Source organism: Rhodococcus sp. NPDC057529 (assembly GCF_042802055.1).
In the GTDB taxonomy this organism is placed as follows: domain Bacteria; phylum Actinomycetota; class Actinomycetes; order Mycobacteriales; family Mycobacteriaceae; genus Rhodococcus_F.
In genome coordinates, this window is the sequence record NZ_JBHVEY010000010.1 from 16,227 (window position 1) to 31,026 (window position 14,800).

Here is a 14,800-nt window from a genome sequence, read left to right on the forward strand (position 1 = left end):
GATGGACACCGAGCGCACCGCACCACCCGAGCACCGAAATCCCTGGCCCGCGCTGTGGGCCCTCGTCATCGGCTTCTTCATGATCCTCGTCGACAGCACCATCGTGGCGGTGGCGAACCCGGCGATCATGAACGACCTGCACACCGACATCAACAAGGTCGTCTGGGTCACCAGCGCCTACCTGCTGGCGTACGCGGTGCCGCTGCTGGTCACCGGCCGCCTCGGTGACCGCTTCGGCCCCAAGAACATCTACCTGATCGGGCTCGTCCTGTTCACCGGGGCGTCGCTGTGGTGCGGCCTCTCCGGCACCATCACCATGCTCATCGTCGCGCGCGTGTTCCAGGGACTCGGCGCCGCACTGATGACGCCGCAGACGATGGCCGTCATCACCCGGACGTTCCCGCCGGACCGCCGCGGCACCGCGATGGGTCTGTGGGGTGCCGTCGCGGGTGTCGCCACCCTCGTCGGACCACTCGCCGGCGGCGTGCTCGTCGACAACCTCGGCTGGGAATGGATCTTCATCGTCAACGTCCCCGTCGGCGTGATCGCGTTCGTGCTGGCCTGGCGGCTCGTGCCCGCGCTGGAGACCCACGAGCACAAGTTCGACATCCCCGGCGTCGTGCTCAGCGCGCTCGGCATGTTCTTCCTCGTGTTCGGCATCCAGGAGGGCAGTTCCTACGACTGGTCGGCGACCGTGCTCGCGTCGATCGCCGCAGGCCTCGTCCTGCTCGGCGTCTTCGTCTGGTACCAGTCCTGGAACAAGAACGAGCCGCTGCTGCCGCTGGGACTGTTCAAGGACCGCAACTTCTCCCTCGCCAACGTGGCGATCACCGCCATGGGATTCGCGATCACCGCGATGGTGCTGCCCTTGATGTTCTACACGCAGGCGGTCCGGGGTCTGTCGCCCACGCGGTCGGCTCTGCTGCTCGTGCCCATGGCTGTCCTCACCGGTGTGTTCGCCCCGTTCATCGGCAAACTCGTGGACCGCACCCACCCGAGGTACATCGCGGGCGCCGGGTTCCTGCTGTTCTCCATCGCGCTCGGCTGGCTGTCCATGGTGATGTCGCCGGACGTGGCGATCTGGGAACTGCTGCTGCCGATCGGGCTGATCGGCCTGGCCAACGCGTGTATCTGGTCGCCGCTCGCGGCCACGGCCACCCACAACCTTCCGCCCCATCAGGCGGGCGCCGGGGCCGGCGTCTACAACACGACCCGCCAGGTCGGCGCGGTCCTCGGCAGCGCCGCGATCGGCGCGCTCATCACGGCCCGCCTGTCCGCGCAGGGGTTGAACGCCGACAGCCAGGAGGCCGGAGTCGGGGAGATGCCCGAGTTCGTGAAGGAACCGTTCGCCACGGCGATGTCGCAGTCGATCTGGCTGCCCGCCGCCGTTCTGCTGATCGGTTTCCTCGCCTCGGTGTGTTTCGCGCGACCGTTGCGGGAGAAGAAACCCGGCGTCAGTGCGGACGACGCAGCCAGTCGGGAAACATCACTGCGGGGTTGAGGTAGTCATCGGGGTCGAATGCCCGCTTGATCGTCCACATCGCGCCGATGTCCTCGCCGCTGAGCGCGAGGTCCAGGTAGTTGCGTTTGTGCGCGCCGACACCGTGCTCGGAGGCGATGGTGCCGCCGTGATCGCGGATCAGTTCCGTCACCGGCCGGTACAGCACCGACTCGTCGGGGCAGTTCAGCACGTTGAGGTGGACGTTGCCGTCGGCGACGTGCCCGAACAGCACCGGGATCGTGTCGGGTGCCCGGCTCGTCACCAGCGCGACGGCGTCGGCGACGAACGCGGCGAGGGTGTCCAGCGGGAGCGCGGCGTCGAACTTCAGCGGCGGGCCGAACAATCCGACCACGTCCGCGAACGCATCCCGCGCCGCCCACACCCGGGCGCGGCCTGCGGGATCGATCCCGACGGCGGATTCGTCGGCGGGAGCGCACCGCTCCAGCGCGTCGGCGAGTTCGCCGGTGAGGTCGCGGTCGCCGGCCAGTTCCACCAGCAGATACCACGGCAGACCCGTGGGAACCGCGAAACCGAGCCGCGCCGAGGCCAATTCGAGCCCGCGGCCGTCGAGCATCTCCACGGCATCCACCCCGTCGAGCCGCCGGACGACGTGCACCGCGTCGATCAACCCGGACAGGTGCGCGAAGCCGGCGAGGGCGGTCACCCGGAACTCCGGAACCGGGTGCAGCGCCAGATCGACGGCCGTGACCACACCGAGGGTGCCCTCGCTGCCGACCCACAGCGCGGGCAGGTCGTATCCGCAGTTCTCGGCGCCCACCCGCATGCTGCGCCGCACGATCGCCCCGTCGGGGAGCACGACTTCCAGGCCCAGCACCTGCGCGGACATGTGGCCGTACCGCACGGTGTGCAGCCCACCGGCGTTGGTCGACGCCATGCCGCCGATTGTCGCGGAATCGCGGGAGGCGAGGTCGACGCCGAACAGCAGTCCGGCGTCGGACGCGGCGCGGCGTACCGCCGCGAGGGTGACCCCGGCGCCGACGGTGACGCGCAGATTCTCGCGGTCGACGGCGCCCACCGCGGTCAGCCGTTCCGTCGACAGCAGCACGTCGTCGTGTTCGGGAACCGTGCCCGCCTCGAGTCCGGTGCGGCCGCCCTGCACCGTGACCTTCATCCCGGCCCGGCGGCAGATGCCCAGTACGGCCGAGACTTCCGCGGCATCGGCCGGCCGGACCAGTGCGCTCGCCCGCCCGCTGTAGCGTCCGGTGTGGTCGGTGGCGCGGGCGGCGAGCACGTCCGCGTCCACGGTCACGAACCGTTCCCCGACGACCTCGGCCAGCGCCGCACGCAGCGAGTCCACACCCCGATCGTAGGCGGAACGGGTGTGGCAGTCTGGCCGCATGACTGAGCCTGCCGCCGCGCATCCCACCCGACTCGAGCGTGTCCGCACCGACGCCGGCGCCGAGATCGCGATCCTGACGTTCGCCCACGGCCCACTGAACCTCTTCGATCAGGCGATGTTCGACGCCGTGCAGGCCGACGTCGCGGCGCTCGCCGAGGACCCGCCGCGCGCGGTGCTGCTGCGCGCCGAGGGCAAGGTGGTTTCCGCGGGGGTGGACGTCCACGTGTTCGACGGGCTCACCGCGGAGCAGGGCGCGGACCTGTGGCAGGAATTGTTCGCCGAGATCTGCCATCCGCTGGAGGCGTTGCCGTGCCCGGTCGTGTACGCGGCGCACGGACTGACGCTGACCGCCGCCTTCGAGATCGCCCTCGCCTGCGACATCATCCTCGCCGCGCCGAAGGCGAAGTTCGGACTCGTCGAGACGGTGGTGGGGCTGACCCCGTCGATGGGCGGTCCGCAGCGGCTGGCCGAGCGGGCGGGATCCGGCCGCGCCCGGGAACTGGTGATGACCGGCGACCTGTACGACGCGACGACGCTGCACGCCTGGGGTGTGGTCAACGCCGTCCACGAGGACGTCGACGCGCAGGCCCGCGCGCTCGCCGCACGCCTGGCGGACGGGCCGACGCGCGCACACGACGCCACGAAGCAGATCATCTCCGCGTGGCGGTCGGGTGGAGTCGCGCACGCCGACTCGATCACCCCCGACGTGTCGGGGGCGCTGTTCGAGACGGAGGACCTCCGGGGTGCGGTACGCAGCTTCCTCGACGTGGGACCGGGCAAGGCGACGTACCGCGGCAGGTAGGCGTCGGCGATCCGCTCCCCGCAACTGTGACGGGCGTCATATAGTCGTGGCAAACGTCCCGGTCGCGCAGCGGAGGTGCAGATGTCGTCGTCCCTCGTCGAGTACCCGAGTAGTGGTCCGTTCTTCCACGACGATCGCGTGGTCCGCGGTCGTGACGGCCTGCTCCGGTACGGCGGCCTCAACCCGTCGCTCACCGAACTGCTCGACATTTCCGTGCACCGTTACGCGGGCCGGGTCGCCGTCGAGGAGGACGGTGGCCGGTCGCTCACGTTCTCGCAACTGTGGACGTCCGCGGCCCGGGTGGCGGGCGGGCTGAAGTCGAAGGGCGTCGAGATCGGCGACCGGGTCGCGGTCCGGCAGCCCATGGGGGTCCGCTGGGTGGAGGCGTTCCTCGGGGTGCTGCTCGCCGGTGGCGTGCCGGTCGGGGTGAGCCCGGCGCTCGACGACGCGCGGACCGGTCAGGTGCTCGCCGACAGCCAGTCGGTGCTGACCCTCGACGGCGAACTGCCGGAAGGCATCTCGTTCATCGACGACGGGGCGAGCCCGGACGAGCTGGTGCTGCTGTCGTACACGCCGGGCCCGTCGGAGTCTCCGAAGGGTGTGGAGCTGAGCAACGAGAACGTGCTCTCGACCATCGAATCCGTGCTCCATGCACGCGGGTTCAGCTCCGAGGGACTGCGGAATCTCCTCGTCGAACCCGAACTGCACACCGTGGGATCGCTCGTCGAACTGCTCTCGACGCTGGTCGTGGGCGGGACGGTGCTGCTGACGGGGAGTACCGACGCGGCGTCGTGGCGCGGCACCGGAGCCGACGTGCTCACCGCGGCGCCCGCCGTGCTCCTGCGCGCCGTGGAGAGTTCACGGGTGACGAGTTTCGGCCGGCGCGCGGTGCGCTGGATCGACTACACCGGCTCGGGCCTGTCCCTCGACCAGTCGCAACTCCTCCGGCGGACGTTCCCCGAGGCCCGGCATTTCCTCGGGTGGGGCATGACCGAGACGTGCGGCGCCGGGCTGGCGTTGCCCGACGAGTGCGCTCTGACACACGCGGGCAGTGTCGGCGTCGCGTTCGGAGGGATGGAGGTGGCGCTCCTCGGGCCCGACGCCGGCCGCGGGGTCGGCGAATTGCTGTGTCGCGGTCCGGGAGTCAGCCGCGGCTACTGGAACCGCCCCGAGGTCACCGCGAAGACGTTCACCGGTGGCTGGTTTCACACCGGCGACACCGCGAATATCGACGGCGACGGCTTCGTCCGTATCGTCGACCGCGACACCGCTGCCTAGGTGGTGCGAAAGGCAGGTATCCACCCGTGAGCTCTCCCGTCGCCGAGCTGCACATGCACATCGAGGGTTCCCTCGAGCCCGAGCTGATCTTCGCGCTGGCCGAACGGAATTCCGTGCCGCTGCCGTACGCGGACCTCGACGATCTCCGCTCGCGGTACCAGTTCACCGATCTGCAGTCGTTCCTCGACCTGTACTTCGCCAACATGCAGGTGCTGCGGACGGCCCAGGACTTCGCGGACCTCACCCGCGCCTACTTCGCGCGGGCGTCCGCGGGCGGCGTCGCGCACGTGGAGTTCTTCTTCAACCCGCAGGCCCACGTCAATCGTGGTGTCCCGCTGCACGACGTGCTCGACGGGATCATGGACGCGGTGAACACCAGCGAGCGGGAGTTCGGTCTCAGCAGTGCCGCCATCGCCGCGATCCTGCGCGACCGTCCCGTGCACGAGGCGGAGGAAGTGTTCTCCGAGATCATCCGGTTGCAGACACCGATCGTCGGGCTCGGACTGGACTCGGCCGAGGTGGGCAACCCGCCGTCGCTGTTCGAGGACGTGTTCGCCCGCGCCCGGTCGGAGGGGCTGCACGTGGTCGCCCACGCGGGCGAGGAGGGGCCGCCGGAGTACATCTGGCAGGCGCTCGATCTGCTCGGCGCCGAGCGCATCGACCACGGGGTACGGGCGCTGGAGGACCCGGCTCTGGTGGCGCGCCTGGTGGACGAGGAAGTGCCGCTGACCGTGTGCCCGCTGTCGAACGTGCGGCTGTGCGTCGTCGACTCGCTGTCCGAGCACCCCCTGCGGGCCATGCTCGAGGCCGGTCTGCTCGTCACCGTCAACTCCGACGACCCCGCGTATTTCGGCGGGTACGTCGACGACAACTTCGCGCAACTTCGGGACCAGCTCGGTCTCACCGACGCCGAGCGGGACACCCTGGCCCGCAACTCGATCACGGCGTCGTTCGCGAGCGACGCGCGCAAGGCGCAACTGCTCCGCGGCTGACGGCCCGGTCGTCAGTCCGTCAGCCCCGTGTCGCCGAGACTCGCGACGACGGCCAGGACGTCGCGGTCGCGGCCGTACGGCCCGACCAGGCACAGGCCCACGGGAACCCCGTCGTCGGTGCGCAACGGCACGGTCGCGTTGGGCAGTCCCGAAATGGACGCCAGGCACGTGAGCATGCCGGTGGCGCGCATCGTGTTCCGGAACCGTCCGCCGCCGGGGTCGCTCGCACGCTCGGGGGCGACGGACGACGTCGCGGGCAGCAGGAGCAGGCGGTCACCCACATACGCGGTGATCGTCTGCGACGCCTCGGCGAGCATGGTCAGCTTCCGCCCGTACGTCGTCTCCCAGATGCGGCTGGCGTCGGCGAAATTGCGGCCGGATTCGTCGCCGAGCGACGACATCGCCTGGCTCACCCACTCGCCGTGCAGCCGCCACGCCTCGTAGCCCTGTACATCGACGACGGCGTCGTACCAGTCGGGCAGCCGCCCGATGTCCGTGTCGGTCCACGTCAGCCGCGGAAGGGAACTCTTCTCCCATGCGGTGAGGGCGCGCCGCACCGCGCCGAGCGCCGCCGCCTCGGCGACGGCGTTGATGCCGTCCGAGGTGAGCGCGCCGCGGAACGGGGTCTCCGCGGTGAGGGGGAGGACGGCGCCGGACACCGCGACGAGCGTGTCGAGGTCGCTGCACACCCATGCCGGGGTGTCGAACGTGGGGGACAGCGGGAACAGTCCGTCGGTGGAGACGGCGCCCCGGGACGGCGCGAAGCCGTACAGGCCCTGATACGACGCCGGGATGCGGACGGAACCGGTGGTGTCGACGCCCAATCCGATGTCGGCGGCACCCTGCGCGACCGCACTCGCGGCGCCCGACGTCGCGCCGCCGGGGAGGTGGTCCTCGGCGCGGGGGTTGGGCGGCGTCCCGAACTGCCGGTTGACGCCGGAATGTCCGTAACCGAGGTCGTCGGTCTGCGCGAGACCGACGACGCGGGCGCCCTGCCCGAGGAGGCGCGCCACCACCGCGGCGGTACCGGTTTCGACGGGCGCCTCGGCGAGTCTTCGCCCGCTGCCCGCGCCGATCTGCTGTCCCGCAACGGCATACAGGTCCGTCACGGCCAGTCGCATGCCTGCGAGGGGGCCGTCGCCGGTCGGGGCGACCAGCGGATCCCCCTGCACACGCCACGTCGCCTTGTCGACGGGCGCGAACTCGGACACCGCCCCGCCGCTCGGAACGGACAGGCCGTCGGGCAGCGGCGGAACCTCCGGATCGTGCAGGCGTTCCCCGCAGGCGCCGAGCATCGCGGCACCGAACGCCGCGGCCCCGGAGGCACCTGCGACGCGAAGGAAGTTGCGACGGTCGAAAGATCGACTGGGGGCCACCTATCCCACGTTAGCGACCGAGGACGGTCCGGAGGTACGCGTTGTCGAACATTCGCCCGGGATCGTACTTGTCGCGCACGGCGAGGAACTCGTCGAAGTTCGGGTATGCGGGCCGCAGGTCCTCGGCGGTGCGGCCGTGCATCTTGCCCCAGTGCGGTCGCCCGTCCGCCTCCCGGGCGATGGCCTCGACGGCGGAGAAGTACCGTTCGTGGTCGCGGCGGTGGTACTGGTGCACCGCGATGTACGCCGTGTCCCGCCCGTTCGCCGTCGACAGCCACACGTCGTCGCCCGCGGCGAAGCGGACCTCGACGGGGAACGCGACCGTGAAGGCGGACTTCTCCACCCATGCGTCGATCGCCGCGAGAGTGTCGGGCAGTGCCTCGGTGGGTACCGCGTACTCCATCTCGCGGAACTTCACCCGGCGCTCCGACGCGAAGACGCGGTAGCTGCGGTCCGTGAATTCGCGCGGGCTCAGCATGCGGGAGGAGAGCCGGTTGATCTTCGGAATCGTCGACGGCGCAAGGCTCGCCACCCTGTTGATGCCCTCGAACAGGATGTTGGAGAGCAGTTCGTCGTCGACGTAGGCGCGGACCGGGTGCAGCGGGGACGTCGGGGTGTCGCCGGGCAACCGGGTGTTGCGCTTCGTCAGGACGCGGCGCGTGTGCGGGAACCAGTAGAACTCGAAGTGGTCGACCGTGGCGCGGTCGTGGTCGAGGCGGTCGAGGGTGGCATCGAGCGACTCCGGTTTCTCGACGGCGTGCATCACGTAGTTCGGCACGCACTGGAGCGTGACCTTCGCGATGATGCCGACCGCGCCGAGACCCAGGCGTGCGGCCTCGAACAGTTCGGGATTCTCGGTGGGGGAGCAGTCGGCCACCGAGCCGTCCGCCAGCACCACCTGCAGGGCGCGGACCTGGGTTGCGAGACCTCCGAAACGCGCTCCGGTGCCGTGTGTTCCGGTGGACAGCGCACCCGCGACGGACTGCACGTCGATGTCGCCCAGGTTGATCATGGCCAGGCCGCGGTGCCAGAGTTGCTCGCTCAGATCGTGCAGTCGCGTGCCGGCGAGGACGGTGACAAGGGCGCCCGCCGGTTCGTCGAGGGTGACGGATTCGATGCCGGTGAGGGCGTCGAGGCTGACCAGGATGCCGTCGGTGACGGCGACCCCGGTGAAGGAGTGGCCCGACCCCACGGCCTTGACCCGCTGTCCCTGCCGCGCGGCACCGCCGACGAGTGCGCAGAGGTCCGCCACCGAGCGTGGGGTCGCGAAGCGCAGCGGGTTCGCCGTCTCGGTGCCCGCCCAGTTGCGCCATGTGTCCTGTGCCATTCGCCCATCATGAACCTGGACGATCGTCCAGGCAAATGCCGGGTTGGTCGGGCGTCCGTGTTGGTCGCGGGGGATCCCCCCTCAGGTTCTACGATCAGAGGATGCTGAACAGGCTTCCTGCGGATGAACGTCGTGCCCAACTCGTCGAGTCGGCGCTGGCCATCGCGGAGCAGCGCGGCGTCGCATCGGTCACGGTGCGCGCCGTGGCGGAGGAGGCGGGTGTCTCTCTCGGTGTGGTGCACTACTGCTTCGAGAGCAAGGAAGAGCTCCTCGCCGCGATGGGCGAGAGCCTGGTCCTGCAGCTCAGCGCGTCGATGCGGCTGGCGTTCGGTCAGGTGCGGCACGCGCCGGACCTGCGCGGGATCGACGGTCTGCGAGAACTGCTCCACATCGGGATCAGCGGGATGTGGCCGATCATCGAGGCCACCCCGGACCGTCAGTTGCTGACGTACGAGATCACCGCGCAGGCGTTGCGGCACCGGGCGTCCGGGAGCGAGCGGGCAGGCGACATCGCCGGTCAGCAGTACCGGACGATGGACGAGGAGGCGATCGAGTTCCTCGCCGAGTGCGCCCGGATCGCCGGCGTCGGGTGGGGCACTCCGGTCGAGGCGATCGCGCGGTTCGGGCTGGCCATGCTCGACGGGCTCGTGCTGCGGTGGCTCGTCGACCGGGACAGCGAGGCGATGATTGCGGCGCTGGACGAGATGGTGCAGGTGATCACGGCGAAGGCGGTCGAGCAGGCCTGACCCGGCGCCCTTGATCTGGACAATCGTCCAACTCGATGGTTGACTGGCTCGCAGATCGATGCCCGACGATTGGACGAACTGTGACGCCCACGCTCGACCGTCTCATCGCCTCGACCACCGAGATCGACCCGCCGCTGGCCGCGCTCGACCTGCCGACGCTGCGCGCCAACGCCGCCGACCTGGTCCGGCGCGCCGGCGGCACCCCGGTCCGGGTCGCCAGCAAATCCGTCCGCTGCCGCGCGGTACTCCAGGTCGCGCTAGGTGAGAACCTCACCGCGGCCGGGGGCTTCCGCGGGATCATGGCGTACTCCCTCCGCGAGGCGATCTGGCTCGCGCGGCACGGCGCGCAGGACATCCTCATGGGCTACCCGACAGCCGACCGCGGCGCCCTCGCCGCAGTGGCGGCCGAACCCGAACTGCTGAACCGGATCACCCTCATGGTCGACAGCGACGACCACCTCGACTTCATTACCGCCGCTGCAGGCACCACGTCCCACCGGGCCCGGCTGTGCATCGACGTGGACGCGTCGCTGCGGCTCGGACCCGTCCACATCGGGGTCCGCCGCTCCCCGCTCCGCGAACCGTCCGCCGTCGCCGCGTTCGCGAAACGCGCCGCCGCGCGCGGGTTCGCCGTCGTCGGGGTCATGTTCTACGAAGCGCAGATCGCGGGACTGCCCGACTCGAGTCCGCCGATCGGCTGGATGAAGCGGGCGTCCGCCAGGGAACTCGCGACCCGTCGCGGCGCCGTGGTGAACGCCGTGCAGTCGGAGGTCGGGGCGCTCGAGATCGTCAACAGCGGAGGCACCGGTTCGCTCGAGGTGAGCTCCGCCGACCCGGTCGTGACGGAGGTGACCGCCGGTTCCGGTCTGTACGTGCCCACGCTCTTCGACCGCTACCGCTCGTTCCGCCCGCACCCGTCGCTGTACTTCGCGCTCTCGACGGTCCGGCGGCCGGCACCCGGCATCGCGACGCTGTTCGGCGGCGGCTACATCGCCTCCGGACCCGCCGGGCGCAGCCGCGTGCCCGCACCGATGCGGCCGACGGGCCTGAAGCTACTGCGCAACGAGGGCGCCGGCGAGGTGCAGACCCCCGTGACCGGAAAAGCGGCAGCCGATCTCGGCATCAGCGACCGGGTGTGGTTCCGGCACGCGAAGGCCGGCGAACTGTGCGAGCGGTTCACCGAGGTGCACGTCGTCGAGTCGGACGGATCCCGCACCGCCGTCCCCACCTACCGCGGCGAAGGTCAGTGCTTCGGCTGACCGGTGAGCCGCATGAAGGCGCCCAGCTCGGTCAGCCCTTCCGGGGTGCTCGGCATGTACTGCGTCAGCGATTCCGAGCGGACGATGATCGCCGCCCACTTGCCGCGTGAGACCGCCACGTTCATCCGGTTCCGCGACAGCAGGAACGACATGCCGCGCGGCACGTCCTCGATCGCGGACGCGGTCATCGACACGATGGCGACGGCCGCCTCCCGCCCCTGGAACTTGTCGACCGTGCCCACCTCGACCTTGTCGAGGCCGACAGCGGCGAGATCGCGTTCGATCAACCCGACCTGCGCGTTGTACGGCGCCACCACCAGGATGTCGGACTCGTCGAGCGGGCGGGTGCCCTCGAACTCGCTGGGGTCGGTCCAGCCGGATCCGAGCAGCTTCGTGATCCGGTTGACCACTTCCCGCGATTCCTCGGGGGACTGGGTGGCGTTGCCCTGGTGGTCGACGAAGACGGTGTGCACCCCGGCGGCCGTGCCGTCGAGCCGCCGTGCGGCACTGGCCGATTCCTGCGAACGCAGCTTGCCGTCGTACGACAGCGTCGAGACGGGAGCGCACAGCTGAGGATGCATCCGCCACGTGCGTTCCAGGAAGTAGCCCCGGCTCGCGGGCAGCGCCCCGTGCCCCTCGGCGAGCCACCCGAGAGCCGACGCGTCCACCGGTTCCGGGTGGGTGCCCTGGCTGACCTGGGGGAGCTGCTGGGGATCGCCGAGCAGCAGGAGATTGCGGGCCGCACCGCCCACCGCGATGGTGTTGGCGAGAGCGAACTGCCCGGCCTCGTCGATGACCAGCAGGTCGAGGCTGCCGGGTGGCACGCGGTCGGTGTTCGCGAAGTCCCAGGCGGTCCCGCCGATCACGCAGCCCGTCCCCTCCGCCTGATCGATGAAGCCCGGATAGTCGTTGGAACTGATGTCGGTCCACGTCGCGGCGCGATGCCGCCCGTCCTTCTTCGCGACGAGTTCGGCGGGGAGCCCGGCCTTCACGACGCCCCCGAGCATGTTCTCGATCACCGAATGTGATTGCGCGACCACGCCGATCCGCCAGTGGTGCTGTTCGACGAGTGCCTTGATCACCCGGGCCCCGGTGTACGTCTTGCCGGTGCCGGGCGGACCCTGCACCGCGACGTACGAGTCCTCGAGGTCGAGCAGGGCCGCGGTGATCGCGCCCGAGTAGTCCGTGCCGTCGACGGGCGGGAGCGGATTCCCGCTGCGGGTGCGCGGATCGGACCGCCGCAGGATGTCCACCGACGCGCACAGTGGGAGTTCCGGCAACGGTGAGCACATCCCGTCCGCGGCCACCGCGATCGCCGATTCGATGCGGTCGGTGGTGATCGGCGGCCCCGGGGTGATCGCCGTCGGAAGTTGGCCGTACTCCTCACCGTTCAGGAGTTCTTCGACGATCACCACGTCGCGGCGGCGGCCGTCCTTCCCGACCTCCAGCACGTTGACCGTGCACGTTCCCCGCTGCTGCGGATTGTCGCCCGCGACCGCCTCCGGCGCGGGAGTGTCGTACAGCGCGTACATCGTGGTCTTGGGCCCCACCGTGCTCCCGGTCCCGAACCGGCCGGTGAGCTCGAGACGCCGGCGCAGCTTGCGCTGCCGGGGGCTGCTCTTGTGCCAGTTCTCCTCGATCACCGCGGACGACACCACCAGGACGTCCCGGACGTCGGACAGTTCGTCGTGCGGCACGACCAGCCGATCGAAGTGCGCCCACCAGAACGGTTTCCGCTCGCGCCGGTGATAGCCGACGGCCGCCGCCATGAGTGCGGCGGCCTGCTGGTCGTGTTCCCGGTGCTCGCTCGGTCCGTGCCCGGCGAACGCGCGCAACGCCGCCTCGGCGGGCGTGCATTCCTCGGTCACCGGCGTGGGCCCGTCGCCCGGCGGCCGGAGCGCCACGCCGTGCGTCCGCGCCTGCCCGATCAGCCAGTCGCGCAGCCGCAGCGTGGAATCGCAGTCGTACCGGTTGTAGTCGGCGATGCCCTGCAGCAGTTCGCGGGCCGCCTCGTCGCGGCCGTTGTCGCGGTGTTCGCAGTAGTCGGCGTACGCGACCACCGATGCGGCGGCGTTGGTGACGTCGCCGTCGCGCGGCTGCTCCGGCATGTACAGCGGCTCGAGTTTCTTGATGCTGTAGGACCGTTCGCCGACCCGCAGGCACCCGCGCACCACCGGGTACAGGTCGACGAGGACGTTGTCGCGCAGCAGGGTGTCGACGGTCTCCTCGCCGACGCCGTGCCGCCCCGCCAGTCGCAGCAGCGCCGACTTCTCGTAGGCGGCGTAGTGGTAGATGTGCATGTTCGGGTACTGCTGACGCCGCGCGGTCACGTAGTCGAGGAAGTCGACGAGGGCCTGCCGCTCCTCCGCGCGGTCGTGCGCCCAGAACGGCCGGAACACGGCGGCGTCGGCGGGGCCCTCGACCACGCCGAAGAGGTATTCGAGACCCCAGTCGGTGGAACCGTTCTCGGCCCACAACGGGTCTCCCTCGAAGTCGAAGAAGATGTCGCCGTCGTCCGGTTCCGGCAGCCCACCCAGGGCCTGCGGGGCGTACAGCTGGAACTCCGGGGTGCCCGAGGACTCCTGCCGCAACTGCAGGGCAGCCTGGGCGCGCAACGATTCCAGGGTGCGCTCGGGCAGCCCCTCGACGCTGCCCTCGTGCGCGGCGAGGGCGTCGAGAGTGCCGATCCCGGCCGCGATCAGCCGGCTCCGCTGCGTCGAGCGCATTCCGGCCACGAGCAGGAGGTCGCGGTGCTGCTCGACCTCCGGGGTGCACGTGTCGCACCGGCCGCACGCCGTGTACCGGGGGTCGCCCCATTCCGCGACCGACTGCTCGTCGCGGTGCTCGTCGAGGATCCGTTCGAGCGACGAGCGCCGCGCGGAGTACACCGGGACGATGTCGCCGAGCGGGTGCGCCGAGTCGCTGTCGTCGCCGAGCAGCAGGTGGACGTCCGGGGACGTCGGAATTCCGTTGCCGGCGAGCGCTTCCGCGTAGGCGGCGAGCTGAAGGAGAGCCGACACCTTCGCGTGCCGCGACAGCTTGGTGTCGTAGACGGCGTACGTGTCGCCGTCGCGGACGAGGAAGTCGCAGAAACCCAGGAAGCGGCCGTCGAAGAACGTGCCCTGGTACACGACGTCGGCGCCGCCGCGGATCGCCTCCGTGGTGGCCAGGTTCGCGTCGAACAGTCCCACGGTGGTGTACTCGGGCCGGTCCATCGTGACCACCCCGTCGCCGTACTCGGCGCGGAACTGCTCGAGCCGGCGAAGTTCGTGGGCGTCGCCCAGACTCGACGTCCGTCGCAGCATCGGATCGTCGTCGACGGACGCGGCCGAGGCGGTGGCGCCGCCCAGCCCGAGCGTGGCATCCAACCGGCGCAGCAACGCGAACTCGCAGGTGGCGGCCGCGGCGAGGTCGCTGGCGCTGTAGACGATGGTGTCGTCGAGGAGGAACACAGCTACGTCCCCAGTTCTGCCGGTGAGTTCACCCGGCCGATTGTGCCATCGAGGGGCGACACGTCCAGAATGGCAGCCATGCCCTTCTTCGACGGCCACTCCGGACGAGTCCACTACCGGCACTGGAGCGTGGGAGGACCCGTCGTCCAGCTGGTGTTTCTGCACGGGATGGGACAGCACACAGGGCATTACCACCGGTTCGCGCGCGGCCTCACGCCGGTGGGAATCGGGGTGTGGGGAATCGACCAGGCGGGTCACGGCCTGTCCGAGGGCGACCATCCCGGCAGCGTCGCGGAGCTGGCGGAGGACGCCGCTCTTCTCACCCGTTTGGCGGAGCAGCACGCACCGGACGTGCCGCGCGTGCTGATGGGGCATTCCCTCGGGGCCGCCGTCTCGATGGAACTGCTCCTGCGCGGCGATTCCGGATTCCGGGGCGCGATTCTGTGCGGAACCCCGAAGACGGCCGCCGTGCAGCGGACGGCGGACGCGCTGGGATCGCTGGAGATGCCGTTGCTCGCGGTGCACGGCGTGGACGACCGCATGGCCCCGATCGATCCGGTCCGGGACTGGGCGGCGGGGATCCCGCGCCTCGAACTACGGGAATTCGACGACGCCGGACACGACCTTCTGCACGAGAAGGTCCACGCCGCCGTCACCGCGGTGGTCCGCGATTTCGTTCTGGGCGCTGCGCGCCCGTGAGCGGCTGA

General features: G+C 70.4%; 11 protein-coding genes. 7 read left to right on the forward strand and 4 right to left on the reverse strand.

Features of this window, described 5'->3' with window-relative positions; translation table 11 throughout:
• The first annotated feature begins 1 nt into the window (after nucleotide 1).
• Nucleotides 2-1,501: an MFS transporter gene (locus ACFU5V_RS20665; RefSeq protein WP_378701543.1), complete on the forward strand. Its 1,500-nt coding sequence runs from the start codon at nucleotides 2-4 to the stop codon at nucleotides 1,499-1,501.
• On the opposite strand, the gene ACFU5V_RS20670 is transcribed toward ACFU5V_RS20665, so the two are convergent.
• Nucleotides 1,455-2,819: an FAD-binding oxidoreductase gene (locus ACFU5V_RS20670; RefSeq protein WP_378701545.1), complete on the reverse strand. Its 1,365-nt coding sequence runs from the start codon at nucleotides 2,817-2,819 to the stop codon at nucleotides 1,455-1,457. The genes ACFU5V_RS20665 and ACFU5V_RS20670 overlap by 47 nt on opposite strands.
• A 40-nt stretch (nucleotides 2,820-2,859) precedes the next feature.
• Between ACFU5V_RS20670 and ACFU5V_RS20675 the strand changes: the two genes are divergently transcribed.
• The 3 genes from ACFU5V_RS20675 (at nucleotide 2,860) to ACFU5V_RS20685 (ending at nucleotide 5,933) form a co-directional block, all read left to right on the forward strand.
• Complete coding sequence (locus tag ACFU5V_RS20675) at nucleotides 2,860-3,663, forward strand: enoyl-CoA hydratase/isomerase family protein (protein ID WP_378701547.1); 804 nt, start codon at nucleotides 2,860-2,862, stop codon at nucleotides 3,661-3,663.
• Nucleotides 3,664-3,744: 81 nt separating this feature from the next.
• The gene (locus ACFU5V_RS20680) at nucleotides 3,745-4,941 is read left to right on the forward strand and encodes a class I adenylate-forming enzyme family protein (protein ID WP_378701550.1); all 1,197 of its coding nucleotides are present in this window, start codon (nucleotides 3,745-3,747) and stop codon (nucleotides 4,939-4,941) included.
• A 26-nt stretch (nucleotides 4,942-4,967) separates the two neighbouring features.
• Nucleotides 4,968-5,933, forward strand: coding sequence for an adenosine deaminase (locus ACFU5V_RS20685; protein ID WP_378701552.1), 966 nt, complete (start codon nucleotides 4,968-4,970; stop codon nucleotides 5,931-5,933).
• 11 nt (nucleotides 5,934-5,944) lie between these two features.
• Here ACFU5V_RS20685 and ACFU5V_RS20690 read toward each other — a convergent pair whose 3' ends face one another.
• Both ACFU5V_RS20690 and ACFU5V_RS20695 read right to left on the reverse strand, forming a co-directional pair.
• A complete protein-coding gene (locus tag ACFU5V_RS20690; RefSeq protein ID WP_378701554.1) occupies nucleotides 5,945-7,309 on the reverse strand; it encodes an amidase family protein in 1,365 nt (454 codons plus the stop codon).
• 10 nt (nucleotides 7,310-7,319) lie between these two features.
• Nucleotides 7,320-8,636 carry a D-arabinono-1,4-lactone oxidase gene (locus ACFU5V_RS20695; protein WP_378701557.1) on the reverse strand — a complete coding sequence of 439 codons (1,317 nt, stop codon included), beginning with the start codon at nucleotides 8,634-8,636 and terminating at the stop codon, nucleotides 7,320-7,322.
• A gap of 101 nt (nucleotides 8,637-8,737) precedes the next feature.
• On the opposite strand from ACFU5V_RS20695, the gene ACFU5V_RS20700 reads away from it, so the two are divergent.
• Both ACFU5V_RS20700 and ACFU5V_RS20705 read left to right on the forward strand, forming a co-directional pair.
• A complete protein-coding gene (locus tag ACFU5V_RS20700) occupies nucleotides 8,738-9,382 on the forward strand; it encodes a TetR/AcrR family transcriptional regulator (RefSeq protein ID WP_087558952.1) in 645 nt (214 codons plus the stop codon).
• A gap of 80 nt (nucleotides 9,383-9,462) precedes the next feature.
• The gene (locus ACFU5V_RS20705; RefSeq protein ID WP_378701559.1) at nucleotides 9,463-10,641 is read left to right on the forward strand and encodes an amino acid deaminase/aldolase; all 1,179 of its coding nucleotides are present in this window, start codon (nucleotides 9,463-9,465) and stop codon (nucleotides 10,639-10,641) included.
• Here the strand turns inward: ACFU5V_RS20705 and ACFU5V_RS20710 are convergent.
• Nucleotides 10,626-14,093: a TM0106 family RecB-like putative nuclease gene (locus ACFU5V_RS20710; protein ID WP_378701561.1), complete on the reverse strand. Its 3,468-nt coding sequence runs from the start codon at nucleotides 14,091-14,093 to the stop codon at nucleotides 10,626-10,628. The two genes, ACFU5V_RS20705 and ACFU5V_RS20710, sit on opposite strands and share 16 nt — an antisense overlap.
• Nucleotides 14,094-14,171: 78 nt before the next feature.
• Here ACFU5V_RS20710 and ACFU5V_RS20715 point away from each other — a divergent pair, with 78 nt between their 5' ends.
• Nucleotides 14,172-14,792: an alpha/beta hydrolase gene (locus ACFU5V_RS20715; protein ID WP_378701847.1), complete on the forward strand. Its 621-nt coding sequence runs from the start codon at nucleotides 14,172-14,174 to the stop codon at nucleotides 14,790-14,792.
• Nucleotides 14,793-14,800 lie beyond the last annotated feature (8 nt).

Bases quoted from the DNA above. Each gene is read 5' to 3' on its own strand.
- ACFU5V_RS20665 (WP_378701543.1), top strand. From the start codon at position 2: ATGGACACCGAGCGCACCGCACCACCCGAGCACCGAAATCCCTGGCCC.
- ACFU5V_RS20675 (WP_378701547.1), top strand. From the start codon at position 2,860: ATGACTGAGCCTGCCGCCGCGCATCCCACCCGACTCGAGCGTGTCCGC.
- ACFU5V_RS20680 (WP_378701550.1), top strand. From the start codon at position 3,745: ATGTCGTCGTCCCTCGTCGAGTACCCGAGTAGTGGTCCGTTCTTCCAC.
- ACFU5V_RS20695 (WP_378701557.1), bottom strand. From the start codon at position 8,636: ATGGCACAGGACACATGGCGCAACTGGGCGGGCACCGAGACGGCGAAC.
- ACFU5V_RS20700 (WP_087558952.1), top strand. From the start codon at position 8,738: ATGCTGAACAGGCTTCCTGCGGATGAACGTCGTGCCCAACTCGTCGAG.
- ACFU5V_RS20715 (WP_378701847.1), top strand. From the start codon at position 14,172: ATGCCCTTCTTCGACGGCCACTCCGGACGAGTCCACTACCGGCACTGG.